A 23,403-nucleotide genomic window follows, 5' to 3' on the forward strand; every position below is an offset into this window, starting at 1 on the left:
CCCGCGGCTACTCGGCCTCCTGACCCACCGACAAGGGCCGGCCCCCACCCGGGGCCGGCCCTTCGTCATCCCCACACCCGACCGACCCCCACCGAAGCCAGCCACCCCCACCCGCGGGTCAGTGATCGGCGAGGACGGCGAGGAGCTGCTCGCCGTACTTGGCGAGCTTGTTCTCGCCGACGCCGCTGATCCGGGACAGCTCGGCCAGCGAGGCCGGCGCCTCGGCGGCGACCTGCCGGAGGGTGGCGTCGTGGAAGATGACGTACGCGGGCACGCCCTGCTCCTTGGCGGTGGCCGCCCGCCAGGCGCGCAGCCGCTCGAAGACCGGGGCCGCGTCCGGGGAGAGGTCGGCGACGACGGTGGCCGCGCCTCGGGGCTTCGCCGACCGGCCGGACACCGGCTTCTCCGGCTCCCGCCGCATGGTGACCGTACGCCGGCGGCCCAGCACCTCGGCGCTCGCCTCGGTCAGCGCGAGGGTGCCGTAGTCGCCCTCGACCGCGAGCAGGCCCTCGGCGAGCAGCTGCCGCACCACGCCCCGCCACTCCGCCTCGCGCAGCTCGGTGCCGATGCCGAAGGTGGTCAGCGAGTCGTGGCCGTACTGGTCGACCTTGTCGGTGTGCCTGCCGAGCAGGATGTCCACGCAGTGCCCGGCGCCGAACCGCTGGTTGCGTTCCCGGTCCAGCCGGTAGACGGTGGAGAGCAGTTTCTGCGCGGCGACGGTGCCGTCCCAGGACTCGGGCGGTTCGAGGCAGGTGTCGCAGTTGCCGCAGCCGCCCACACCGGTCTCGCCGAAGTATTCGAGCAGTTGTGCCCGCCGGCAGCGGACGGTCTCGCAGAGGGCCAGCATCGCGTCGAGGTGGGTGGCCAGGTTGCGCCGATGCGCGAGGTCACCCTCCGAGGTCTCGATCATCTTGCGCTGCTGGACGACGTCCTGCAGCCCGTACGCCAGCCAGGCGGTCGACGGCAGGCCGTCCCGGCCGGCGCGGCCGGTCTCCTGGTAGTAGCCCTCCACCGACTTGGGTAGGTCCAGGTGGGCGACGAAGCGTACGTCGGGCTTGTCGATGCCCATGCCGAACGCGATGGTGGCGACCATGACCAGCCCGTCCTCGCGTAGGAAGCGTTGCTGGTTGGCCGCCCGGGTGGCCGCGTCCAACCCGGCGTGGTAGGGCAGCGCCGGTACATCGTTCGCCACCAGGAACTCGGCGGTCTTCTCCACCGAGGCGCGGGACAGGCAGTAGACGATCCCCGCGTCGCCGGGGTGCTCGTCGCGCAGCAGGCTCAGCAGCTGCTTGCGCGGCTCCCGCTTCGGCACGATCCGGTACTGGATGTTGGGCCGGTCGAAGCTGGCCACGAAGTGCCGGGCGTCGGTGAGCTGGAGCCGGGTGGCGATCTCCGTACGGGTGGCCCTGGTCGCGGTGGCGGTGAGCGCGATCCGCGGCACCCCGGGCCAGCGCTCGTGCAGCATCGAGAGGTTGAGGTAGTCGGGGCGGAAGTCGTGCCCCCACTGGGAGACGCAGTGCGCCTCGTCGATCGCGAACAGCGCGATCCGGCCCCGCTCCAGCAGGCCGACGGTGGAGCGGCCCGCGAGGGCCTCCGGGGCGAGGTAGAGCAGGTCCAGCTCGCCGGTGAGGAAGGCGTCCTCCACCCGCCGCCGCTCGGCCGGCTCCTGCGTCGAGTTGAGGAACCCGGCGCGGACGCCGACCGCGGTCAGCGCGTCGACCTGGTCCTGCATGAGCGCGATCAGCGGCGAGACGACCACCGCGACGCCGTCCCGGACCAGCGCCGGGATCTGGTAGCAGAGGGACTTGCCGCCCCCGGTCGGCATCAGCACCAGCGCGTCACCGCCGGCCACCACGTGCTCGACGACCTCCTGCTGGAAGCCCCGGAAGGAGTCGTACCCGAACACCCGGCGCAGCACCCGCAGGGCGTCCTCGGTCCGCTGATCGGTGGGGGAGACCATCCGCGCAGTCTACGAGCGCCCTCCGACAGTGCCCGGGTGCGGCGGGCCGCGTGCCGGGGCGACGGCCGGATCCGGCCGGACGGTCGGCAGTACGACAGGGTGGGGGACAGCCGCCGGCAAACCGGACAAGCTGCTGTTCCGGTCGTCACCCCGTGGAATCCCGGGCGGGGTCGCAGCCGTTAGAGTCGCTGACTGACCATGCGCGGCCGACCGGTCGCGCGGCGCCACGGCTTGGGGGTATCGAGTGAGCGAGGCGCGGACGGCGGGAGACCTGGTGCCGACCAGTGCGGAGACAGCCCTGGGCCGGCCGGCACCGGCCGAGGCGGACACCACCCTGGTGGTGGTCACCGGCCTCTCCGGGGGCGGCCGGAGCACGGTGGCCCGGGCGCTGGAGAACGTCGGCTTCTACGTGGTCGACAACCTGCCCCAGGCTCTCATGCTCGACATGGCCGAGCTGGCGTTCAAGGCCGGCGGCGCGGCCCGGCGTACGGCGATGGTGCTGGACGTGCGCTCGCGCGCCTTCTCGACCGACCTGGCCGGGGCGATCCGGGAGCTGCGCGAGCGCGGCTTCCAGCCCCGGGTGGTCTTCGTCGACGCCGACGACGAGGTGCTGATCCGCCGGTTCGAGAGCGTCCGTCGCTCGCACCCGTTGCAGGGGGACGGGCGGCTCGCCGATGGGATCGCGGTGGAGCGCGCCCTGCTGGAGGAGGCCCGGGACCAGGCCGACGTGATCATCGACACCAGCCACCTCAACGTCAACCAGTTGCGGCGCCGGGTCGAGGAGCTGTTCGGCGGGGAGGACGCCCGCCGGCTGCGGATCACCGTGCTCTCCTTCGGCTTCAAGTACGGCCTCCCCCCGGACGCCGACTTCGTGATGGACGCCCGGTTCCTGCCCAACCCCTACTGGGTGCCGGAGCTGCGCGAGCACACCGGGCGCGAGGAGGCGGTCAGCGCGTACGTGCTGGGCCAGGAGGGTGCCGACGCGTTCGTGGCCGGGTACGCCGACCTGGTCAACGCCACCACCGCCGGCTTCGAGCGGGAGGGGAAGCGCTACCTGACCGTCGCGGTCGGCTGCACCGGCGGCAAGCACCGCAGCGTCGCGATCGCCGAGGAGCTGGCCGCCCGGCTGCGCGGTTCCGGCATCGCCGCGAACGCCCAGCACCGGGACCTGGGGCGGGAATGACCCGGGCCAGGGTGGTCGCCTTCGGCGGCGGGCACGGGCTCTCGGCGTCCCTGCGGGCGCTGCGGCACTGCGTACCCGAGCTGGACCTGGACATCACCGCGGTGGTCACCGTCGGCGACGACGGCGGCTCCAGCGGCCGGCTGCGGGCCGAGCGCGGCGGGCTGCCCCCGGGGGATCTGCGGCAGGCGCTGGTCGCGCTGGCCGGCGACCACCCGGCCACCCGGCGTACCGCCGGCCTGTTCCAGCACCGTTTCGCCGCTGTCACGGCGGCCGGCCTGGCGGGCGCCGGCGGCGGCGCGGGCGACCCGTTGGCCGGGCACGCGGTCGGCAACCTGGTGCTGCACGGGCTGATGGAGCTGCTCGGCGACCCGGTCGCCGCCCTCGACCACGCCGGCGCGATGCTGGGCGCGGTCGGCCGGGTGCTGCCCATGTCCCGCCAGCCGGTCGGCATCGAGGCCCGGGTGCGCGGCGCCGACCCGGACCGCCCCGACGAGGTACGCACGCTGCGCGGCCAGCACCAGGTGGCGGTCACCACCGGCCGGGTCGAGGCGCTGCGGCTCACCCCGGCCGCGCCGGCCGCCTGCCTGGAAGCGGTGGCCGCGGTACGCCAGGCCGACTGGCTGATCTTCGGGCCGGGCAGCTGGTACACGAGCGTGCTGCCGCACCTGTTGGTGCCGGGGCTGGCCGACGCGATCATCTCCAGCCCGGCGCGGCGGCTGGTCACGCTCAACCTGGTGGCGGAGAAGGAGACACTCGGGCTCTCCCTGGCCGACCATCTGGACACCCTGCGGCGCTATCTGCCCGAGCTGAAGGTGGACATGGTGCTGGCCGACTCCACGGCGGTGGGTGACCCCGTGGCGGTGGAACGTGCGGCAGAATCGCTGGGTGCCCGGCTGGTCCTCGCTCCCGTCGCCGTCATCGACGGCGCGCCCCGTCATGATCCAGCCGCGCTGGGTGCCGCGCTGGTGCCTGTCCTGGGCGCCGATCGTTAGACACGTACGTAATCACCGGCGACACGCCGAAACCGGTCCGTGAGGGGGCGCACTATGGCGATGACGGCTGCGGTCAAGGACGAGCTGAGTCGGGTCGACGTGCCCAAGCCCTGCTGCCGGCGGGCAGAGATGGCCGCCCTGCTGCGGTTCGCCGGCGGCCTGCACATCGTGTCGGGCCGCGTGGTGGTCGAGGCGGAGCTGGACACTGGCGCGGTCGCCCGCCGGCTGCGGCGGGAGATCGCCGAGGTCTACGGCTATCCGAGCGAGATCCACGTGCTCGCCTCCGGTGGCCTCCGCAAGGGCAGCCACTTCATCGTACGGGTGGTCAAGGACGGTGAGGCGCTGGCGCGCCAGACCGGCCTGCTCGACGTCCGTGGCCGCCCGGTGCGCGGCCTGCCGCCGCACGTGGTCGCCGCCAACGTCTGCTGCGCGGTCTCCGCGTGGCGGGGCGCGTTCATGGCGCACGGCTCGCTCACCGAGCCGGGCCGCTCCAGCGCGCTGGAGATCACCTGCCCCGGTCCGGAGTCGGCCCTCGCCCTGGTCGGCGCGGCCCGGCGGATCGGCATCACCGCCAAGAACCGTGAGGTACGCCAGGTGGACCGGGTGGTCGTCAAGGACGGCGACTCGATCGCCGCCCTGCTCACCCGCATCGGCGCCCACGCCAGCGTGCTGGCCTGGGAGGAGCGCCGGGTGCGCCGCGAGGTCCGGGCCACCGCCAACCGGCTGGCCAACTTCGACGACGCCAACCTGCGTCGCTCGGCCCGCGCCGCGGTGGCCGCCGCCGCCCGGGTCACCCGGGCGCTGGAGATCCTCGCCGACGACGCCCCCGACCATCTCACCTCGGCCGGGCGGTTGCGGCTGGAGCACCGGCAGGCCTCGCTGGAGGAGCTGGGGGCGCTGGCCGACCCGCCGCTGACCAAGGACGCCATCGCGGGCCGGATCCGCCGGCTGCTCGCGCTGGCCGACAAGCGGGCCCGGGATCTGGGCATCCCGGATACGGAAGCAGCCGTCACGCCCGACATGCTCGTGGTCTGATAGGACGGTGGGGCGTCGTTCTGCCGGCGGGATCACCACCCGCCGCAGCGCGATGTCGCGCGCTCGGATAGGGTCGCTGCGTACGGCAAGGGGGCCGGCACAGGCACTCCTCGCCGTGCTCACCGCCTCGGGCGGTCAGGTCCCCAGGACCGCGGCGGGGTGGCCGAGATGAACCGTCAACGGCCGGCTCCAACGGTCGGCGCACACACCTCCGCCGGCCCTGTTCCGACGCCGGCGGACCAGAACGCGAGGAGATGGGACCTGTGACCATCCGGGTTGGCATCAACGGCTTCGGCCGGATCGGCCGAAACTTCTTCCGGGCAGTGCTGGCGTCCGGCGCTGACGTCGAGGTTGTGGCGGTCAACGACCTGACCGACAACGCGACTCTCGCCCACCTTGTCAAGTACGACAGCATCCTGGGCCGCCTCCCGCACGAGGTGAAGGCCACCGACGACGAGATCAGCGTGGGCGGCCACACCATCAAGGCGTACGCCGAGAAGGACCCGGCCAAGCTGCCGTGGGGCGAGGTCGGCGTCGACGTCGTCATCGAGTCCACCGGGTTCTTCACCGACGCCACCAAGGCGAAGGCGCACATCGACGGCGGGGCCAAGAAGGTCATCATCTCCGCTCCGGCGAAGAACGAGGACGTCACCGTGGTCATGGGCGTCAACCAGGACCAGTACGACCCGGCCAAGCACACCATCATCTCGAACGCGTCCTGCACCACCAACTGCCTCGCCCCGATGGCGAAGGTCCTGCAGGACACGTTCGGCATCCAGCAGGGTCTGATGACCACCATCCACGCGTACACGCAGGACCAGAACCTGCAGGACGCGCCGCACAAGGACCTGCGCCGGGCGCGGGCCGCCGCGCTCAACATCGTGCCGACCTCGACCGGCGCCGCCAAGGCGATCGGCCTGGTCCTGCCGGAGCTCAAGGGCAAGCTGGACGGCTACGCGCTGCGCGTGCCGATCCCGACCGGCTCGACCACCGACCTGACCGTCACGGTCGGCCGGGAGACCACCGTGGACGAGGTCAACGCCGCGATGAAGGCCGCCGCGAACGGCCCGCTCAAGGGCATCCTGGTCTACAACGAGGACCCGATCGTCTCCGCCGACATCGTCACCGACCCGGCGTCCTGCATCTTCGACGCGCCGCTGACCAAGGTGATCGGCAACCAGGTCAAGGTCGTCGGCTGGTACGACAACGAGTGGGGCTACTCGAACCGCCTGGTCGACCTGGTCAAGCTGGTGGGTAGCTCGCTGTGAGCATCCGCAACCTCGACGACCTGCTCGCCGAGGGGGTGTCGGGTCGGCGCGTGCTGGTGCGCGCCGACCTGAACGTCCCGCTCGACAAGCAGACCGGCGAGATCACCGACGACGGCCGGATCCGGGCCGTCCTGCCGACCCTGAGCGCGCTGGTCCAGGCCGGCGCCAGGGTGGTCGTGTGCTCGCACCTGGGCCGCCCGAAGGGCACGCCGGATCCGCAGTTCAGCCTCAGCCCGGTCGGCGGGCGGCTCGGCGAGCTGCTCGGCGCCCCGGTGCTCTTCGCCTCCGACACCGTCGGCGACTCCGCCCGCGCCTGCGTGGAGGGGCTGGCCGACGGCCAGGTCGCCCTGCTGGAGAACCTGCGCTTCAACAAGGGCGAGACCAGCAAGGACGACGCCGAGCGGGGCGCGTTCGCCGACCAGCTCGCCGCCCTCGGCGAGGCGTACGTCGACGACGCCTTCGGCGCGGTGCACCGCAAGCACGCCAGCGTCCACGACGTGCCGGCCCGGCTGCCGCACTTCGCCGGCCGGCTGGTGCTGCGCGAGGTGGAGGTGCTCAGCAAGCTGACCGGCGACCCGGAGCGGCCGTACGTGGTGGTGCTGGGCGGCTCCAAGGTCTCCGACAAGCTGGCGGTGATCGAGGCGCTGCTGCCGAAGGTCGACCGGCTGCTCATCGGCGGCGGCATGTGCTTCACCTTCCTCAAGGCCCGGGGCCTGGAGGTGGGCAGCTCGCTGCTCGAGGAGGAGATGGTCGAGACCTGCCGCAACCTGATGGAGCGCGAGCCGGGCAAGATCATGCTCCCGGTGGACGTGGTGGCCGCGGTCGCGTTCGCCCCGGACGCCGAGCACGACACCGTCCGGGTGGACGGCATCCCGAGCAAGCGGGTCGGGCTGGACATCGGCCCGGAGACAGTGGCCGGGTTCGCCGCCGCCCTCGAGCAGGCGCGGACGGTCTTCTGGAACGGTCCGATGGGCGTCTTCGAGATGCCGGCGTTCGCCAACGGCACCCGCGGGGTCGCCGAGGCGATCGCGAAGTCCGGCGCGTTCAGCGTCGTGGGCGGCGGTGACTCCGCGGCCGCGGTCCGCACCTTGGGGCTGGACGAGTCCGCTTTCGGTCACATCTCCACCGGTGGCGGCGCCTCCCTGGAGTACCTGGAGGGCAAGACCCTCCCCGGCATCGCGGCCCTGGAGAGCTGAATGGCGAGCACCCCCCGCCGGCCGCTGATGGCCGGCAACTGGAAGATGAACCTCAACCACCTCGAGGCCAACCTGCTGGTGCAGAAGCTGGCCGCGAGCCTGACCGAGAAGCAGCTCACCGAGGTCGAGACGGTGGTCCTGCCGCCCTTCACCGACCTGCGTACCGTGCAGACCGCGGTGGACGGCGACAAGCTGCTGATCGGCTACGGCGCGCAGGACCTGTCGCCGTACCAGTCGGGCGCGTACACCGGGGACATCTCCGGGCCGATGCTGGCCAAGCTCGGCTGCACGTACGTCGTGGTCGGCCACTCGGAGCGGCGGCAGTACCACCACGAGGACGACGCGCTGGTCAACGACAAGGTGAACGCGGCCCTGGCCAACGGGCTCACCCCGATCCTCTGCATCGGCGAGGGGCTGGAGGTCCGCGAGCAGCTGCGGCACGTCCCCCACTGCTGTGACCAGCTCGACGGCGCGCTCCGCGGGCTCACGGCGGAGCAGGTCACCAAGGTCGTCGTGGCGTACGAGCCGGTCTGGGCGATCGGCACCGGCAAGACGGCGACCCCGGACGACGCCCAGGAGGTCTGCGGCGAGGTGCGCAAGCGCCTGACGGAGACCTTCAACCAGGACACCGCGGACCAGGTCCGGATTCTTTACGGCGGGTCGGTCAAGGCGTCGAACATCGCCGCGATCATGGCCCAGCCGGACGTGGACGGGGCGCTGGTCGGTGGCGCCAGCCTGGACGCCGAGGAATTCGCGCAGATCTGCCGGTTCCCGGAGCACATCGCCCGCTGATCGCTCGCTATCCTTGACGCTGCCCGTCCGCCGGCCGGTGCCCCCGTGCCCGTTGGACGGGCAGTGATCGCAACGAGAGGACTGACCCCCGCCATGCCGATCTGGTTCGCCTACACGATGATCGTGTTGCTGGTCATCACGAGCATCCTGCTCACCCTGCTGATCCTGCTCCACCGCGGCAAGGGTGGCGGCCTGTCGAGCATGTTCGGCGGCGGTGTCAGCTCCAGCCTGGCCGGCTCCTCGGTCGCCGAGAAGAACCTCGACCGCTACACCGTTCTGGTCGGGATCATCTGGTTCGCGTGCATTGTCGGGATCGGGCTCTGGCTCCGCCTCCAGCTCACCAGCGGCGCCTGAGCCAGCCCGTCGAGTCGTACAATCTGCGCGCGGTCCGTCACGGACCGCGCGCAGATTGCTTTTGCGCTGCACCGCGTCGCCCGCCGCCCTTCCCCGCGAGCGGCGGTCCCCTCCGACGACAGGAGCGAGCAGCCGTGGCGAGTGGCAACATCATCCGGGGCACCCGGATCGGGTCCGCCCCCGAGCGCTTCGATCAGCGGTACGAGCCGGCCCCGCGCCGGCCGGTCACCTACTGGTGCGGCAACGCCCACCGGGTCGAGTTCCTCATCGCCGCCGACGCGGAGGCGCCGGAGGCGTGGGACTGCCCCCGCTGTGGCCATCCGGCCGGGCCGGATCGGGGCAACCCGCCGGGCCGGCAGCGCGCCGAGCCCTACAAGACCCACCTGGCCTACGTGCAGGAGCGGCGTACCCCGGAGCAGGCGCAGGCACTCCTCGCCGAGGCCCTCGACGCGCTGCGCCGCCGTCGCGGCGGCGCCTGACCCCTGGGCGGTTAGGAGGGGGCCCCTGTTCTACGCCAGGCGTTAAGAAGGGGCCCTTCCTTACCGCTCAGCGGAGGCTGCGGAAGCGGGGTGGCACGTCGGCCGCCGCCGCCCGGTCCAGCAGCCAGAGGGTACGGGACACCCCGTGCGCCCCGGCCGCCGGCAGCTGCACCGGCCCGGCCCCGGCGAGCGCCATGCCCACCGCGCGGGCCTTGTCCGCGCCGGCGGCCACCAGCCAGACCTCCTCGGCGGTGTTGATCGCCGGCAGGGTCAGCGTGGTCCGCACCGGTGGCGGCTTGGGGCTGCCGCGTACCGCGCTGACCGGCCGGTTGTCGTGGTGCACCGGGTGCTCCGGGAAGACCGACGCCACGTGCCCGTCCTCACCGACGCCGAGCATCAGCACGTCGAAGTGGGGGAGTGTGGCGTGGCCCGGCCGGGCCGCCCGGGCGAGTTCCTCGGCGTACCCCGCGGCGGCCGCCTCCGGGTCGTTGCCGGCCGGCCCGTCGGAGGCCGGCATCGGGTGCACCCGCGCCGGGTCCAGTGGCAGCGCGGCCAGCAGGGCCTCCCGGGCCTGCGTCTCGTTGCGTTCCGGGTCGCCGGCCGGCAGGAATCGTTCGTCGCCCCACCAGAGGTCGACGCGGGACCAGTCGACCGCGTCCCGGGCCGGCAGTTCCGCCACCGCCCGGTACACCGCCGCGGCGATCCGCCCGCCGGTCAGCACCACCGACGCCTGGCCCCGGTCCGCCTGCGCGTCGAGCAGTTTCACCACCAACCGGGCCGCCACCGCCTGCGCCAGCAGGTCGGGATCGGCGTGTACGGCGACGCTCGCCTCACTCATCCATCGTGCCTTCGCGTTCCGACCGCCCGTGGGGCGGTCACCTGTGCTGTCCGACCGCGTAGCGGTCCGTGTCGCCCGCCGTGGCGGCGGTCCGGCTCACCCCTTGGCGGTCGCCCCGGCATGCGCGGTGACCCCGGCCTCGGCCCGCCGGGCGGTCGCCGGATCCTTCCACACGTGCACCCGCTTGCCGGGGCGCTGGTCCAGGCCGGAGATGCCGGCGGCGGCACCGAGCGCCTCCGCGTACACCTGGTCGGCGTCGAGGCGGCGCAGCTCCTCGGCCAACTCGTCGCCGAGCGGTCGGCGGACCAGCGGCAGGACCCGGTCCTCCTGCCCGGTGCGCCGGAAGGTCGCCATGCTGTCCTCCCGGGTCAGGGTCAGCTCCTCGCCGTTGGAGCAGCGCAGCTGCACCTCGCGCATCCGGGGGAACTCGTCGGTGCGCTCCCAGACCGGGTCGATGCCGAGCCGGGCCGCGAGCCAGCCGCGCATCAGCGCCGCCGTCGGGTCGGATCCGGGCGCCACCACCGTCGCCTCGGTGATCCTGGCCTGGGCGGTGTCGAACGCGCCGGCCACCAGGGTCCGCCACGGGGTGATCCGGCTCCAGGCCAGGTCGGTGTCGCCGGGGGCGTAGTCCGCCGCCCGCTGCCGCAGCGCGGCGATCGGGTCGGTCGCCTGCGCCGAGTCGGTGATCCGTCGGTCCGCCACCACGCCGAGGAAGTCGGTCGCGATCTCCTCCGGCGGATCGCCGTGCCACCAGGTCACCACCGGTACGTCCGGCACCAGCAGCGGCATCACCACCGACTCGGCGTGCAGGGCGAGCCGGCCGTACATCCGGGTCACCACCGCCTCGCACGGGCCGAGCCGGCCGCCGACGACGATCTCCGCGTCCAGCCGGTTGCGGTCCCGCTCGACGTCGGAGCGGACCACCACGAGCAGCCGGCACGGGTGGGCCGCGGCGGCTATCGTCGCCGCCGCCTCCGCCTCCCGGACCCGCTTCTCGTCCACCACCACGATCAGGGTGAGCGCCATGCCGCTGGCCACCCCGCCCGCGCTGCGCCGCTCGGCGGCGAGCGCCTTCACCACCTCGTTGCCGGTGGTGTCCCACAGCCCGATCAACGGATCCTCCAGGTCTGCTCGCTCATGCCCGTCGCCAGGCCCGGCCGTCGCGGACCAGCATCTCGTCGGCGGCTCGCGGGCCCCACTCGCCGGCCCGGTACGGCTCCGGCCTGCTGCCCGCCCAGGCGCGCTCCAGCGGGTCCACCACCTGCCAGCTCTGCTCCACCTCGGCGGCGTCCGGGAACAGCGTCCGGTCGCCGATCAGCACGTCCAGCACCAGCCGCTCGTACGCCTCGGGGCTGGACTCGGTGAACGCCTCGCCGTACTGGAAGTCCATCGCGATGTCCCGGACCTCCATCGCGGTGCCCGGCACCTTGGAGCCGAACTTCAACACCACGCCCTCGTCCGGCTGCACCCGGATGACGAGCTGGTTGTTGCCGAGCGACTCCACGTCCGCCGGGTTGAACGGCAGGTGGGGCGCCTCCTTGAAGATGATGGCCACCTCGGTGACCCGCCGGGGCAGCCGCTTGCCGGCCCGGATGTAGAACGGCACCCCGGCCCAGCGCCGGTTCTGGATGCCGAGCTTGACGGCGACGTACGTCTCGGTGGTGGAGTCCTGCGGTACGCCCTGCTCGTCCAGGTAGCCGACGGCCCGCTCGCCGCCCACCCAGCCGGGCAGGTACTGGCCCCGGACGGTGTCCCGGGAGATGTCCTCGGGCACCGTGATGGCCTTGAGCACCTTCAGCTTCTCGGTGCGGATCTCGTCGGCGTCGAAGCTGGTCGGCTCCTCCATGGCCACCAGGGCGAGCAGCTGCAGCAGGTGGTTCTGGAGCACGTCCCGGGCGGCGCCGGCCGAGTCGTAGAACCCGGCCCGGGTGCCGATGCCGACGTCCTCGGCCATGGTGATCTGCACCGAGTCGACGTACTTCGAGTTCCACAGCGGCTCGAACAGGTTGTTGGCGAACCGCAGGGCGAGGATGTTCTGGACCGTCTCCTTGCCCAGGTAGTGGTCGATGCGGAAGACGTCCTCGCGGGTGAAGACGTCGTCGACCAGTTCGTTGAGGGCCTTGGCCGAGGGCAGGTCGTTGCCGAACGGCTTCTCCACCACCACGCGGCGCCAGCCGCCGGACTTGGCGTTGTCGGCCATGCCCGTGCGGGCGAGCTGCTTGAGCACCACGGGGAAGGCCGCCGGGGGGATGGAGAAGTAGAAGGCGGCGTTGCCGGGGATGCCCTGGGTGTCCCGCAGCTCGTCGAGGGTGGCGGCGAGCTGGTCGAACGCGGCGTCGTCGTCGAACGAGCCGCCGACGAACTTGATGTGGCCGGCCAGCCGCGCCCACACCTCCTCCCGCCACGGGGTGCGGGCGCCCTTCTTCGCCGCCTCGTAGGCCAGCGACTCGAAGTCGCCGTGGCCCCAGTCGCGCCGGGCGAAGCCCAGGACCACGAAACCGGGCGGCAGCAGCCCCCGGTTTGCCAGGTCGTAGACCGCCGGCAACAGCTTCTTGCGGGCCAGGTCACCGGTCACTCCGAAGATCACCAGAGCGCACGGCTCCGGGATCCGCGGCAGCCGCCGGTCCTGCGGGTCGCGCAGCGGGTTCATCCTGCCTCCTCGCTCCGCTGGGGGTTCACGTCAATCATCGTCATGTCCGGGTCCGTCCGGCAGCATCCAGCAGCTGTACGACGCCCGCCGACCGCTCGGTCAGGTGCAGGCGCAGCACCGGCCGTCCCCGGCCGGCCAGGGCCTGCCGGTCGCCGGCGGCCTGGGCCGCCTGCAGCTCCCCGAAACTGTACGGGCGGCCGGGGACCGGCAGATCGTCGGTGACCGCGCCGGTCACCTGCAGGTAGCCGCCGACCGGGGGGCCGCCCCTGTGGTACTGCCCGGTCGAGTGCAGGTACCGCGGCCCCCACCCGAAGGTCACCGGGTGCCGGGTCGCCCGGGCCAGCAGCGGGCGCAGCCCGGCCACCGTCCCGTCGGCCCGCCGGTCGAGGTACGCCGTCACCGCCAGGTATCCGTCGTCGGCGAGCCCGTCGAGCAGCCAGCGCAGCGCGCCGGCCAGGTCGCCAGGGGCGCCGGCCGGGGCGTACGCCTCGACGGCGCCCTCGGTGAACGACGGTGTCTCCACCGCCGGACCGGTGGCGAGGATGCGGGCGGTGTGCTCCTTGCTCTCGGTGACGTTCGGCTGGTCGAACGGGTCGACGCCCAGCACCAGCGCGGCGATCGCGGTGGCGTACTCCCAGGTCAGGAACTGGGCGCCGAGGGGGCCGTTGACTGCCACGTCGGCCGTGCCGGCACCGGGCGCCACGCCGGGTGCGAGCGCCCCGCCGTAGCTCACCGTGAGCACACCCGGGCCGGTGGCGCCGGGGGCGTCCGGTGACTCGACCACGACCGGCAGGATGCCCCGGCCGGTCTTGCCGGTCGACTCGGCGAGCAGCTGCTCGGCCCAGCCGCCGAGCCCGTCGACGCCGGTGCCGTCCGACGCCAGGGCGACCGTGCCCCGGCCGGTGGTGGCCGCCGCGCCGAGCGCCACCCCGAGGGCCAGGCCCGGATTGTCCCGGTCCCCGCCCAACGACGTGGCCAGCGCGTCGGCGTCGTCCAGCAGGTCGGCCACGGCGACCCCGGCCAGCGCCGACGGGACCAGGCCGAACGCGGTGAGCGCGGAGTACCGCCCGCCCACGTCCGGGTCGGCGAGGATGGTGACCACGCCCATCTCGGCGGCGGTCGCCTCCAGCGGCGAACCCGGGTCGGTGACCGCGACGAAGTGGCGGGCCGCCTCCGCCTCGGTCATCCCGGCGTCGAGGAACGCGTGCCAGTACGCCCGCCGGAGGCTGTCCGTCTCCACCGTCGAGCCGGACTTGCTGGCGACCACCACGACGGTGCGGTCCAGCCGGTCGACGAGGGCCGCCCGGACCTCCCCGGGATCGGTGGTGTCGAGCACGGTCAGCGGCCGGCCGAGGGTGCGGGTGATCGCCTCCGGGGCGAGCGAGGACCCGCCCATCCCGGCGAGCACCACGTGGTCCAGGTCGGCCAGCTCCTCGGCCAGTTCGGCGAGCTGGGGGAGCAGCTCCCGGCTACGGCGGTGGGTGTCCACCCAGCCGAGGCGCACCTTCGCCTCGGCCTCGGCCCCGGGGCCCCACAGGGTGGGGTCCTTCGCGGCCAGCCGGGCGGGGACGTCCCGGGCGGCCAGGGCCTCGCGCACCGGCGCGGGCGCGGCCCGGTCGACCGCGTCCGCGCCGTGCACGACCAGGCCGGCGGCGGCGTCCGCCGGGCCGGCCAGCAGGTCGCTCACGGCACCACCGGGGTCCGCGGGGGCGACCACGGCGCGGGGCGTACCGGGGCGGTGCCCCGGTACGCTTCCGGCGCCGTCCGTCACGCGTTGCCTCCGGCCCGTTCGGCGGCCCGCGCGTTGCCCTTCGCGGCCCGGCCCGGCTGCCCGGTGCCCTTGGCCGCCTCGGCGAGGGACTTCTGCACCCCGTCGAGCAGTTCCACCCAGCTCGCCTCGAACTTCTCCACGCCCTCCCGCTCGAGGACGGCCACCACGTCGGCCATGTCCACCCCGGCCGCCTGCAGGTCGGTGAAGACCTGGCGGGCGTCGTCGTAGCAGCCGGTGACCGTGTCGGCGCGGACCTCACCGTGGTCGGCGAAGGCGTGGATCGTCGCCTCCGGCATGGTGTTGACCGTGCCGGGGGCGATCAGCTCCTCGACGTACATGACGTCCCGGTAGTCCGGGTTCTTGGTCGAGGTGGAGGCCCAGAGCGGGCGCTGCGGGTGGGCGCCGGCGTCGGCGAGGGCCTGCCACCGGTCGGAGGCGAAGACCTCGCAGTAGCGCTGGTACGCCAGCCGGGCGTTGGCGATCGCGGCGCGGCCCTTCAGTGCCACCGCACGCTCTTTGCCCGCCGTGTCCGCGGCCTCGCCGGCTATCCGATCAAGTCGCTTGTCCACCTCGCTGTCGACCCGGGAGACGAAGAACGACGCGACCGACCCGATCTTGGACAGGTCGTGCCCGTTCGCCTTCGCCTGCTCCAGCCCGGCGAGGAACGCCTCCATCACCTGCGAGTACCGGTCCAGCCCGAAGATCAGCGTGACGTTGACGCTGATGCCCTGGGCCAGGGTGGCGGTGATTGCCGGCAGCCCCGCCTCGGTGGCCGGGATCTTGATGAACAGGTTGGGCCGGTCGATCAGCCACCACAGCGCCCCGGCCTCCGCGACGGTCTTCTCCGTCTCGTGGGCCAGCCGCGGGTCCACCTCGATGGAGACCCGGCCGTCGATGCCGGCGCTGGCGTCGTACGCCGGGCGCATCACGTCGCAGGCCCACCGCACGTCGTACGTGGTGAGCATGCGGACCGCCTCCTCGACGTCCACCCCACGGACGGCGAGGTCCTTCAGCTGCCAGTCGTACTCGTCCGCGGCGCTCAGCGCCTTGGCGAAGATGGTCGGGTTGGACGTGACCCCGACCAGGTGCTTCTCGCGGCGCAGCTGGTCCAGCCCGCCGGAGCTCAGTCGTACCCGGGAAAGATCGTCGAGCCAGATCGCCACTCCGGCGGCGCTCAGCTCACCCAGCCTGTCGGTCATGCCGTCCACGCTCCCCTCAGTTGCCGGTCGTCGAACCGGTGATGACGCCCACCCGGGTCAGTGCCGCGTGCGCGGCGGCCACGATCCGGTCGGGGGTGAACCCGAACTGCTCGAAGAGCACGGTGTGCGGGGCGCTCGCCCCGTAGTGCTCCAGGCTCACGCTCTCGCCGCTGTCGCCGACGATCCCCCGCCAGGACATGGCGATGCCCGCTTCCACGCTCACCCGTGCCTTTACCCCGCGCGGCAGGACCGACTCCCGGTACGCCTCGTCCTGGGCGGAGAACCACTCCTGGCAGGGCATCGAGACGACCCGGGTGGGGGTGCCGGCGGCTTCGAGGCGCTCGCGGGCGGTGAGGCAGAGCTGCACCTCGGAGCCGGTGCCGATGAGGATCACCTGGGGCATCCCGGTGGAGGCTTCGGCCAGCACGTAGCCGCCCTTGGCGGTGCCCTCGGCGCCGGCGAGGCCGGTGCGGTCGAGGGTCGGCAGGGGCTGGCGGCTGAGCGCCAGCGCGGTGGGCCGGTCGGTGTGTTCGAGGGCCTGCCGCCACGCCCACGCGGTCTCGTTGGCGTCGGCTGGGCGGACCACGTCCAGGCCGGGAATGGCGCGCAGCGCGGTCAGGTGCTCCACCGGCTGGTGGGTCGGGCCGTCCTCGCCCAGGCCGATCGAGTCGTGCGTCCAGACGTAGACCACCGGCAGCTTCATCAGCGCGGCGAGCCGCACGGAGGGGCGCATGTAGTCGCTGAACACCAGGAAGGTGCCGCCGTAGGGGCGGGTGCCGCCGTGCAGGGCGATGCCGTTGAGGATCGCGCCCATGGCGTGCTCGCGGATGCCGAAGTGCAGGGTGCGCCCGTACTCGTGGCCGGGGAACTCCTTCGTGGCGTGGTTGGCCGGGATGAAGGAGGGCTCGCCCTTCATGGTGGTGTTGTTGCTCTCGGCCAGGTCGGCGGAGCCGCCCCAGAGTTCGGGCAGCACCGGGGCGAGGGCCTCCAGGACCTTGCCGGAGGCGGCCCGGGTGGCGATGCCCTTGGCGTCGGCCGGGAAGGTCGGCAGCGCGTCGGCCCAGCCGTCGGGGAGCTTGCGGGTGGCCATCCGGTCCCAGAGCGCCTTGCGTTCCGGGTGGGCCTGCGCCCACGCGTCGAACGTGGCGGTCCACTCGGCCTGGGCCGCGGTGCCGCGCTCCATCACCTGGCGGGCGTGGGTGAGGACGTCCTCGTCGAGCTGGAACGTCCGCTGGGGGTCGAAGCCGAGGAGTTCCTTGGTGGCCTTCACCTCGTCGGCGCCGAGCGCCGAGCCGTGGATCTTGCCGGTGTTCTTCTTGTTGGGGGCGGGCCAGCCGATGATGGTGCGCAGGGCGATGAAGGAGGGCCGGCCGGTCTCCGCCCGGGCGGCCAGCAGCGCCTGGTGCAGCGCCTCGACGTCCTCGTGGTAGTCGCCCTGGTCGGCGTCGCCGCGGCGCCAGTCGACGGTCTGCACGTGCCAGCCGTACGCCTCGTAGCGGGCGGCGACGTCCTCGCTCTTGGCGATCCGGGTGTCGTCCTCGATCGAGATCTCGTTGTCGTCGTAGATCACGCAGAGGTTGCCCAGCTGCTGGTGGCCGGCGAGGGCGCTGGCCTCGTGGCTGATGCCCTCCTCGATGTCGCCGTCCGAGGCGATGCACCAGATGTCGTGGTCGAACGGCGACTCGCCGGCCTCCGCCGTCGGGTCGAACAGGCCGCGCTCGCGGCGCGCCGCCATCGCCATCCCGACCGCGTTGCCGAGGCCCTGCCCGAGCGGGCCGGTGGTGGTCTCCACGCCCGGGGTGTGCCCGTGCTCCGGGTGGCCCGGGGTGAGCGAGCCCCACTGCCGCAGCGCCTTCAGGTCGTCCAGCGACAGCGGGTAGCCGGAGAGGAAGAGCTGGATGTAGAGCGTCAGGCTGGAGTGCCCGGCGGAGAGGACGAACCGGTCCCGACCGGCCCAACCCGGGTCGGCCGGATTGTGCCGCATGACCCGGTTGAAGAGCAGGTACGCCGCCGGGGCGAGGCTCATCGCCGTGCCCGGGTGGCCGTTGCCGGATTTCTCCACGGCGTCCATGGCCAGGACGCGAACCGTGTCGACGGCCCTGCGGTCGAGGTCGGACCAGTTGAGAGCGGGAAGCTCGGGTCGGTTGGCAGCCACGTTGGTTGTGCTCCTCGGCAGATGGGCGGAACCCTCACTGATGACCCTATCGAGCGGTCCTAAACGTGCGCCCGGGGATCTCTGCATGGTGTTCTGTACGCGTCCGACCGGATCGGCGGTCGACCCCACGGTGTGACGGCCCGCACCGTTGTCGGGTCTCGGGGGCAGCGAAAACGACGACGCGTAGTCTGTGGGTCGGTGTGTGGACCCGGCCGGGTCCGAGCCGACCCGACCCCCCTGCCGAAGCCGGAAGGTGGCAATCCGTGAGCATGATCACCGAGCGCCCCGTCAGCAACTCTGCCGGGCAGCCGCCGGTGCGCACGGGGCCCGAGGAGTCGGCGAGCGGCCGGCGGAGCGTGCGGGGGGTGGTGGCCGCGTACGTGGCCCTCACCAAGCCGCGGATCGTCGAGCTGCTGCTGGTCACCACCGTGCCGGCGATGATGCTCGCCGCCGGCGGCATGCCGTCGCTCCGGCTGGTGGCCGTGGTGCTGGTCGGCGGCTCGCTCGCCGCCGGTGCGGCCAGCGTGCTGAACTGCTACATCGACCGTGACATCGACCAGGTGATGCGGCGCACCAAGCGCCGGCCGCTGCCCGCGCACACCGTGTCGCCGCGCAGCGCGCTGGTCTTCGGTCTGGTGCTGGCCGTGATCTCGGTCGCGCTGATGGCCGCGTTCACCAACCTGCTGGCGGCGGGGCTGACCCTGGCCGCGATCGCGTACTACGACCTGGTCTACACGCTCTGGCTGAAGCGGACCACGGTGGCGAACACCTTCTGGGGCGGCATCTGCGGCTCGGCGCCGGTGCTGATCGGCTGGGCGGCGGTCACCGGTTCGCTGGCCCCCGCCGCGTGGGGGCTGTTCGCGGTGGTCTTCTTCTGGCAGATGCCGCACTTCTACGCGCTGGCGATCAAGTACAAGGCCGACTACGCCCGGGCCGGCGTGCCGATGCTGCCGGTGGTGGCCTCGGTCCGGCGGGTGAACGCGGAGATCCTGCTCTTCTCCTGGCTGACCCTGCTCTCGTCGCTGGCCGTGTGGCCGATGGGGATGAGCCCGATCTACGGCGTCACCGCGCTGGTCGTCGGCGGCGTCTTCGTGGTCGAGGCGCACAAGCTCTGCCGGCGCGCGGCGCGCGGCGAGGCGGTCAAGCCGATGCGGCTGTTCCACTGGTCGACCACCTACCTGACCATCCTTTTCGCGGCCGTCGCGCTCGACGCGCTGATCTGATCCCGGCCCGGCGCTGACCGGGATGGATGGGTTCCCCCAGGTCGGCGAGTTCATCAGAAATTTTTTTCGGGCCTGAGCAAGGCCGCCTCAACTCGGGCAGATTGGGACGATCTGACTCGTCCGCTTTGTGCAGACTTAACGCGATATAGCCGGGCGAATTACCTGTGGTCTTCCTTAAGCCCGTAGGTAATTGGCATCACAATTGGTTCATCGTTCTCGCACCTGTGGGTGGAAGTCTGCTTAGGCTTCGCGTCATGGCAGATGGTTCCGATACGACGCTGACGGCTGAACAGACCGTCGACCAGACCCCCAACGGCCTGGTTGCCGGCATCAAGTCGTTCGCCGCCGGGCACGGCGGCGCGAAGGCGGTCATCGAGTACGTCGGCAAGCGCGGCGCCCGCATCGTCCTCGTGGGTTCCGACGGGGAATGGGCCGACCAGTTCGCGGACGGCACCGACGTCGCGCGGGAGGCCTGTGCCCGGGCGGGGGTCGCGGTCGAGAACGCCTGGGAGCGTGAACTGATGGACCAGATGCGGCCGAGCAACGACCTCTGGCGGTCGATGGCCCGTCGCACGATGGCCCGTTGAGATAAGTTGACCAGCCACCACCAGCCGACCCGGGGGGAACCCCGGGTCGCTCTCGTCACCTGCACCGCCCTGCCCGACCTCGATCCGGACGACCGGCTCGTGCTCACTCCGCTGGTCGCCCGCGGCGTCGCCGTCGAGGCGGCGATCTGGGACGACCCGGCCGTCGACTGGTCCGGGTACGACCTGGTGGTCCTCCGCTCGCCTTGGGACTACGCGTTGCGCCGCGACGAGTTCGTGGCCTGGGCGCAGAAGGTGCCGCGCCTGGTCAACCCGGCCGATGTGGTCGCCTGGAACACCGACAAGCGCTACCTGGCCGAGCTTTCCGCCGCCGGCGTGCCCACCGTGCCGACCGTCTGGGTCGAGCCGGGGGAGAGCTGGGTGCCCGCCGACTCGGGCGAGTACGTGATCAAGCCGGCGGTCAGCGCGGGCAGCCAGGACACCGGCCGGTACGACCTGGCCGACCCAGCGCACCGGGAACTGGCCACCGCACACGTGCGGCGGCTCACGGACGCCGGGCGGGTCGCCATGATCCAGCCGTACCTGAGCGCGGTGGACACCTCCGGGGAGACCGCGCTGCTCTTCCTCGCCGGGCCGGACGGCCTGGCGTTCAGCCACGCCATCCGCAAGGGGCCGATGCTGACCGGCCCCGACCTGGGCGTGGCCGAGCTCTACAAGGAGGAGCAGATCGACCCTCGGACGGCGCGGCCCGAGCAGCTCACGGTGGCGCAGCGGACCCTGGCCGCCGTTCCTGGCGGCCCGGACCGGCTGCTCTACGCCCGGGTCGACCTGATCCCCGGCCCGGACGGCGCACCGGTCCTGGTCGAGCTGGAACTCACCGAGCCGAGCCTCTTCATCGGGTACGCCGACGCCGCGCCCGACCGCCTCGCCGCGGCGATCACCACGCACCTCGCCCGCTGGCCCTGACCCTGGTGGCCTGAGGCCCGCCCCCGGCACCTGGCGCGGGCCTCAGGCCCCGTCCTCGTGGTTGCGGTCCCAGCGGCCCCCGACCGGCGGCGTCTCCAGCCGGATGCCGGCCTCGGCGCCGGCGAAGTCGTTGTCCTCGACGCGGCAGGAGACACAGCTGCCGGCCGCGGTGACCCAGAAGCCGTAGGTGTGGGTGCTCTCGTCCCGGTGCCAGACCCGGTTGCCCCGCACCGTGGCCGACTCGAACCGGGAGTTGATCGTGATCCCGGCGCGGACCGCCGGGCCGGCCGGCAGCTCGTACGGCGTGCCCGGCGCCGGGATCGCCTCGTTCCACCCGGTCGCGCCGTCCGGCCGCACCTCGGCGAGGGACAGTTCGGTGGCGGTGTTGGCCGCCACCACGGCCACCCGCGAGTCGACCCGCACCACCTTGCCCCGGTGCCCGTCCCAGGGCCAGTCCGCCGCGCCGTCGACCAGCGTGCGGGGCGCGTAACGCACCGCCTCGCCGCTGCCACGATGGGCCGGGGCGGAGCGCCGCCCGTTGTCGCGGATCCGGTTGCCGACCACCGTCGCGTCGATCATCGGACGGTCGATCCGGATGCCGTCGAGCGCGTTGTCCCGGATGTCGTTGCCCTCGATCACCACGTCCGCCGCCGGGCCCCGGTAGCCGCTGCCCAGGTCGTGCTCGTGGTAGCCGTACCCGCCGTTGCGGCTGATCCGGTTGCCACGCACCGCGTAGCCGCCGGGCGTGTTGCCCATGCTGATCCCGTCGCCCACGTTGTGGTCGATGTCGCAGCCGGTCAGCAGGCCGCCCCGGCCGGCCACCCCCGAGGTGCCGTTGGCGGAGACGTCGAACCCCGCCTCCAGGTTGTTGGTGAGGGTGCAGGCCGACACCACGAGGCCGTCTGCCCCCCAGTCGGAGATGCCGAACCGGTTGGCCTGGCTGTGGCACCCGATGATGCGGAAGCCGCGCGGGGGAGGCCAGTTCTCCTTCTGCAGCTCGAGGAAGATCCCGTTGGTGCCGTTGCCGATGGTGGTGCAGTTGGCGATGGTGAGCCGCTCCACGTCGCCCCAGCCGCCGATGCCGACGCCGATGCCCGCGCCGCCCATCTGTTCGCCGTTGTCGAGCCGGCCGCAGCCCACCACGATCACCCCGTCGATCAGGCTGTCCTGGAGGAAGTCGCAGCCCAGGCCGGTCGCCCCGGTGTGGTGGATGTAGAGGTTGCGGAAGACGCCGCGCACCACGTACTGCAGGCCGAGCCCCTTGGCGAGGTAGTTGTACTCGGCCATGCCGACGCCGGAGCCGTCGATCTCGAAGTCGGCGAACGTGCAGTCGGCGATGTGCCGGTCCCGGTCCGCACCGTGCTGGACGGTGGTCCAGAAGGCCAGCGGCACCGGGTCGCCGCGGTTGCCCTCGTTGCTGAGCAGGAACCGGGTGGCCGCGGGACCGGCGCCGACCAGCGACACCCCACTCCGCCAGACGGTGCCCGCGTCCCGGATCGAGTAGATGCCGGGCGGGCAGTAGATCACCCGGGCCCGCCCGTCGGCGGCGTACCCCTCGCCCAGCCGGTCCACCAGCGCCGCCAGCGCCGGCTGGTCGTTGGTCACCCCGTCGCCGGTGAGACCGAAATCGTGCGCGTCGCACCACAGCGGCGCGCCGGCGACCGGGGCGAGCCGCTGCGGAATGCTCGTGGACAGGCCCTTGCGCGTCACCCGAACTCCCCTCGGCGCGGACGCTCCGAAAGGGCATTCCCGCTGCCGCCCGGGGGTAACGTGCGCCGGCGGGGCCGGGCGGGCTCAGACGGCCGCGGCGACCGGCTCGGCGACGGGACCGGGCTGGCTGGCCGGCGCGATCGGGCGGCGCTCCCGGGTCGACCAGAGCATCGCCAGAGTGGCCAGCAGCACCAGGCAGGAGCCGAGCATGTGGGCGGCGACCAGCACCACCGGCAGGTGGGTGAAGTACTGCACGAAGCCGATCAGGCCCTGACCCAGCTCGACCACGACCAGCACCACGGCGGCCCGGGTGGCCCGTTCGGCGCCCACCGCGCGGAACGCGAAGACCAGCGCGACCGAGAGGCCGATCAGCAGGAAGACCCCGTCGGCGTGCACCTGCGAGATCGCCTCCGGGTCGAGGCCGTTGCGGGCCGCGCCCTGGTCGCCGGCGTGCGGGCCGCTGCCGGTCACCCAGGTGCCGACCAGCAGCACCGCCGCGCTCACCAGCGTGGTGAGTCGGGCGAGGGTACGCAGCGGCGCCGGCACGGTGGGTGTGACCGGCCCGTCCGGGTCGACGGTGCGCCGCCACAGGGCGTACGCGGCGGCGATCACCACCATCGAGGCGAGGAAGTGCAGCCCGACCACCCACGGGTTGAGGTTGGTCAGCACGGTGATCCCGCCGACCACGGCCTGGGCGGGGATGCCGAACGCCACGGCGAGCGCGAGTGGCAGCAGGCCGCGCCGGCGGGGCCGCTGGGCCAGCACGGCGAGCACCACGGCGAGCGCGATGACGCCCACCGCGAAGGTGAGCAGCCGGTTGCCGAACTCGATCGCCCCGTTCACGCCCATCTCGGGGGTGGCGGTGTACGAGTCGTCGGTGCACCGGGGCCAGGTGGGGCAGCCGAGCCCGGAGCGGGTGAGCCGGACACCCCCGCCGGTGACCACGATCGCCACGTTCGCGATGATCGACGCGTAGGCGAGCCGGCGCAGCAGCGTGGGGGAGATCGGGAACCGGGCGGATGGCTTCACGCAGCGAATCCTACGCACCGTAGTGGTGCCCCGATCGGGTGACTCCGTCACCCCGGTG

20 protein-coding genes are annotated in these 23,403 nt (G+C 72.8%); 11 read left to right on the forward strand and 9 right to left on the reverse strand.

Going from position 1 to position 23,403, the window contains the following annotated elements:
* Nucleotides 1-118: 118 nt before the first annotated feature.
* Nucleotides 119-1,960 (reverse strand): DNA helicase RecQ, encoded by a 1,842-nt coding sequence (gene recQ / locus ABZ570_RS21090; protein WP_358066038.1) that lies wholly within the window; start codon nt 1,958-1,960, stop codon nt 119-121.
* Nucleotides 1,961-2,234: 274 nt separating this feature from the next.
* Between recQ and rapZ the strand changes: the two genes are divergently transcribed.
* From rapZ to ABZ570_RS21130, 8 genes are all read left to right on the forward strand, one after another.
* A complete protein-coding gene (gene rapZ, locus ABZ570_RS21095; protein ID WP_358066041.1) occupies nt 2,235-3,143 on the forward strand; it encodes an RNase adapter RapZ in 909 nt (302 codons plus the stop codon).
* Nucleotides 3,140-4,135 (forward strand): uridine diphosphate-N-acetylglucosamine-binding protein YvcK, encoded by a 996-nt coding sequence (yvcK, locus tag ABZ570_RS21100; protein WP_358066043.1) that lies wholly within the window; start codon nt 3,140-3,142, stop codon nt 4,133-4,135. Before rapZ ends, yvcK begins: the two co-directional genes overlap by 4 nt.
* A gap of 54 nt (nt 4,136-4,189) precedes the next feature.
* A complete protein-coding gene (gene whiA, locus ABZ570_RS21105) occupies nt 4,190-5,170 on the forward strand; it encodes a DNA-binding protein WhiA (protein WP_358066045.1) in 981 nt (326 codons plus the stop codon).
* 263 nt (nt 5,171-5,433) lie between these two features.
* Nucleotides 5,434-6,438 carry a type I glyceraldehyde-3-phosphate dehydrogenase gene (gap, locus tag ABZ570_RS21110; RefSeq protein WP_358066048.1) on the forward strand — a complete coding sequence of 335 codons (1,005 nt, stop codon included), beginning with the start codon at nt 5,434-5,436 and terminating at the stop codon, nt 6,436-6,438.
* Nucleotides 6,435-7,634 (forward strand): phosphoglycerate kinase, encoded by a 1,200-nt coding sequence (locus ABZ570_RS21115; RefSeq protein ID WP_358066051.1) that lies wholly within the window; start codon nt 6,435-6,437, stop codon nt 7,632-7,634. The genes gap and ABZ570_RS21115 overlap by 4 nt, the downstream gene beginning before the upstream one ends.
* Nucleotides 7,635-8,426 carry a triose-phosphate isomerase gene (gene tpiA, locus ABZ570_RS21120; RefSeq protein ID WP_358066054.1) on the forward strand — a complete coding sequence of 264 codons (792 nt, stop codon included), beginning with the start codon at nt 7,635-7,637 and terminating at the stop codon, nt 8,424-8,426. It begins immediately after the preceding gene.
* A 93-nt stretch (nt 8,427-8,519) separates the two neighbouring features.
* Nucleotides 8,520-8,780, forward strand: a complete 261-nt coding sequence (gene secG / locus ABZ570_RS21125; protein ID WP_358066057.1) for a preprotein translocase subunit SecG — start codon at nt 8,520-8,522, stop codon at nt 8,778-8,780.
* 134 nt (nt 8,781-8,914) lie between these two features.
* On the forward strand, nt 8,915-9,259 hold the full coding sequence (locus tag ABZ570_RS21130; RefSeq protein WP_358066059.1) for an RNA polymerase-binding protein RbpA: 345 nt from the start codon (nt 8,915-8,917) through the stop codon (nt 9,257-9,259).
* 67 nt (nt 9,260-9,326) lie between these two features.
* Here ABZ570_RS21130 and pgl read toward each other — a convergent pair whose 3' ends face one another.
* The 6 genes from pgl to tkt form a co-directional block, all read right to left on the reverse strand.
* A complete protein-coding gene (pgl, locus tag ABZ570_RS21135; RefSeq protein WP_358066062.1) occupies nt 9,327-10,097 on the reverse strand; it encodes a 6-phosphogluconolactonase in 771 nt (256 codons plus the stop codon).
* Nucleotides 10,098-10,193: 96 nt separating this feature from the next.
* The gene (locus ABZ570_RS21140) at nt 10,194-11,210 is read right to left on the reverse strand and encodes a glucose-6-phosphate dehydrogenase assembly protein OpcA (RefSeq protein WP_358066065.1); all 1,017 of its coding nucleotides are present in this window, start codon (nt 11,208-11,210) and stop codon (nt 10,194-10,196) included.
* A gap of 22 nt (nt 11,211-11,232) precedes the next feature.
* Nucleotides 11,233-12,747 carry a glucose-6-phosphate dehydrogenase gene (gene zwf / locus ABZ570_RS21145; protein WP_358066068.1) on the reverse strand — a complete coding sequence of 505 codons (1,515 nt, stop codon included), beginning with the start codon at nt 12,745-12,747 and terminating at the stop codon, nt 11,233-11,235.
* A 40-nt stretch (nt 12,748-12,787) separates the two neighbouring features.
* The gene (locus ABZ570_RS21150; RefSeq protein ID WP_358066071.1) at nt 12,788-14,434 is read right to left on the reverse strand and encodes a glucose-6-phosphate isomerase; all 1,647 of its coding nucleotides are present in this window, start codon (nt 14,432-14,434) and stop codon (nt 12,788-12,790) included.
* Between the two features lie 80 nt (nt 14,435-14,514).
* The gene (gene tal / locus ABZ570_RS21155; RefSeq protein WP_358066074.1) at nt 14,515-15,717 is read right to left on the reverse strand and encodes a transaldolase; all 1,203 of its coding nucleotides are present in this window, start codon (nt 15,715-15,717) and stop codon (nt 14,515-14,517) included.
* Between the two features lie 16 nt (nt 15,718-15,733).
* On the reverse strand, nt 15,734-17,872 hold the full coding sequence (gene tkt, locus ABZ570_RS21160) for a transketolase (RefSeq protein WP_358066077.1): 2,139 nt from the start codon (nt 17,870-17,872) through the stop codon (nt 15,734-15,736).
* A gap of 263 nt (nt 17,873-18,135) precedes the next feature.
* Here tkt and ABZ570_RS21165 point away from each other — a divergent pair, with 263 nt between their 5' ends.
* From ABZ570_RS21165 to ABZ570_RS21175, 3 genes are all read left to right on the forward strand, one after another.
* A complete protein-coding gene (locus tag ABZ570_RS21165; RefSeq protein ID WP_358066080.1) occupies nt 18,136-19,095 on the forward strand; it encodes a heme o synthase in 960 nt (319 codons plus the stop codon).
* A gap of 254 nt (nt 19,096-19,349) precedes the next feature.
* On the forward strand, nt 19,350-19,682 hold the full coding sequence (locus tag ABZ570_RS21170; RefSeq protein WP_358066083.1) for a hypothetical protein: 333 nt from the start codon (nt 19,350-19,352) through the stop codon (nt 19,680-19,682).
* A gap of 6 nt (nt 19,683-19,688) precedes the next feature.
* Nucleotides 19,689-20,606: a hypothetical protein gene (locus ABZ570_RS21175; protein ID WP_358066086.1), complete on the forward strand. Its 918-nt coding sequence runs from the start codon at nt 19,689-19,691 to the stop codon at nt 20,604-20,606.
* Nucleotides 20,607-20,648: 42 nt separating this feature from the next.
* Here the strand turns inward: ABZ570_RS21175 and ABZ570_RS21180 are convergent, their stop codons facing one another.
* Both ABZ570_RS21180 and ABZ570_RS21185 read right to left on the reverse strand, forming a co-directional pair.
* The gene (locus ABZ570_RS21180) at nt 20,649-22,316 is read right to left on the reverse strand and encodes a right-handed parallel beta-helix repeat-containing protein (RefSeq protein WP_358066089.1); all 1,668 of its coding nucleotides are present in this window, start codon (nt 22,314-22,316) and stop codon (nt 20,649-20,651) included.
* An 84-nt stretch (nt 22,317-22,400) separates the two neighbouring features.
* A complete protein-coding gene (locus ABZ570_RS21185) occupies nt 22,401-23,363 on the reverse strand; it encodes a COX15/CtaA family protein (protein ID WP_358066092.1) in 963 nt (320 codons plus the stop codon).
* Between the last annotated feature and the right edge of the window lie 40 nt (nt 23,364-23,403).

It is taken from the genome of Micromonospora sp. NPDC007271 (assembly GCF_040634005.1).
GTDB lineage: Bacteria > Actinomycetota > Actinomycetes > Mycobacteriales > Micromonosporaceae > Micromonospora.

Bases quoted from the DNA above. Each gene is read 5' to 3' on its own strand.
- ABZ570_RS21170 (WP_358066083.1), top strand. From the start codon at position 19,350: ATGGCAGATGGTTCCGATACGACGCTGACGGCTGAACAGACCGTCGAC.
- pgl (WP_358066062.1), bottom strand. From the start codon at position 10,097: ATGAGTGAGGCGAGCGTCGCCGTACACGCCGATCCCGACCTGCTGGCG.
- zwf (WP_358066068.1), bottom strand. From the start codon at position 12,747: ATGAACCCGCTGCGCGACCCGCAGGACCGGCGGCTGCCGCGGATCCCG.
- tal (WP_358066074.1), bottom strand. From the start codon at position 15,717: ATGACCGACAGGCTGGGTGAGCTGAGCGCCGCCGGAGTGGCGATCTGG.
- secG (WP_358066057.1), top strand. From the start codon at position 8,520: ATGCCGATCTGGTTCGCCTACACGATGATCGTGTTGCTGGTCATCACG.
- whiA (WP_358066045.1), top strand. From the start codon at position 4,190: ATGGCGATGACGGCTGCGGTCAAGGACGAGCTGAGTCGGGTCGACGTG.
- tpiA (WP_358066054.1), top strand. From the start codon at position 7,635: ATGGCGAGCACCCCCCGCCGGCCGCTGATGGCCGGCAACTGGAAGATG.
- yvcK (WP_358066043.1), top strand. From the start codon at position 3,140: ATGACCCGGGCCAGGGTGGTCGCCTTCGGCGGCGGGCACGGGCTCTCG.
- recQ (WP_358066038.1), bottom strand. From the start codon at position 1,960: ATGGTCTCCCCCACCGATCAGCGGACCGAGGACGCCCTGCGGGTGCTG.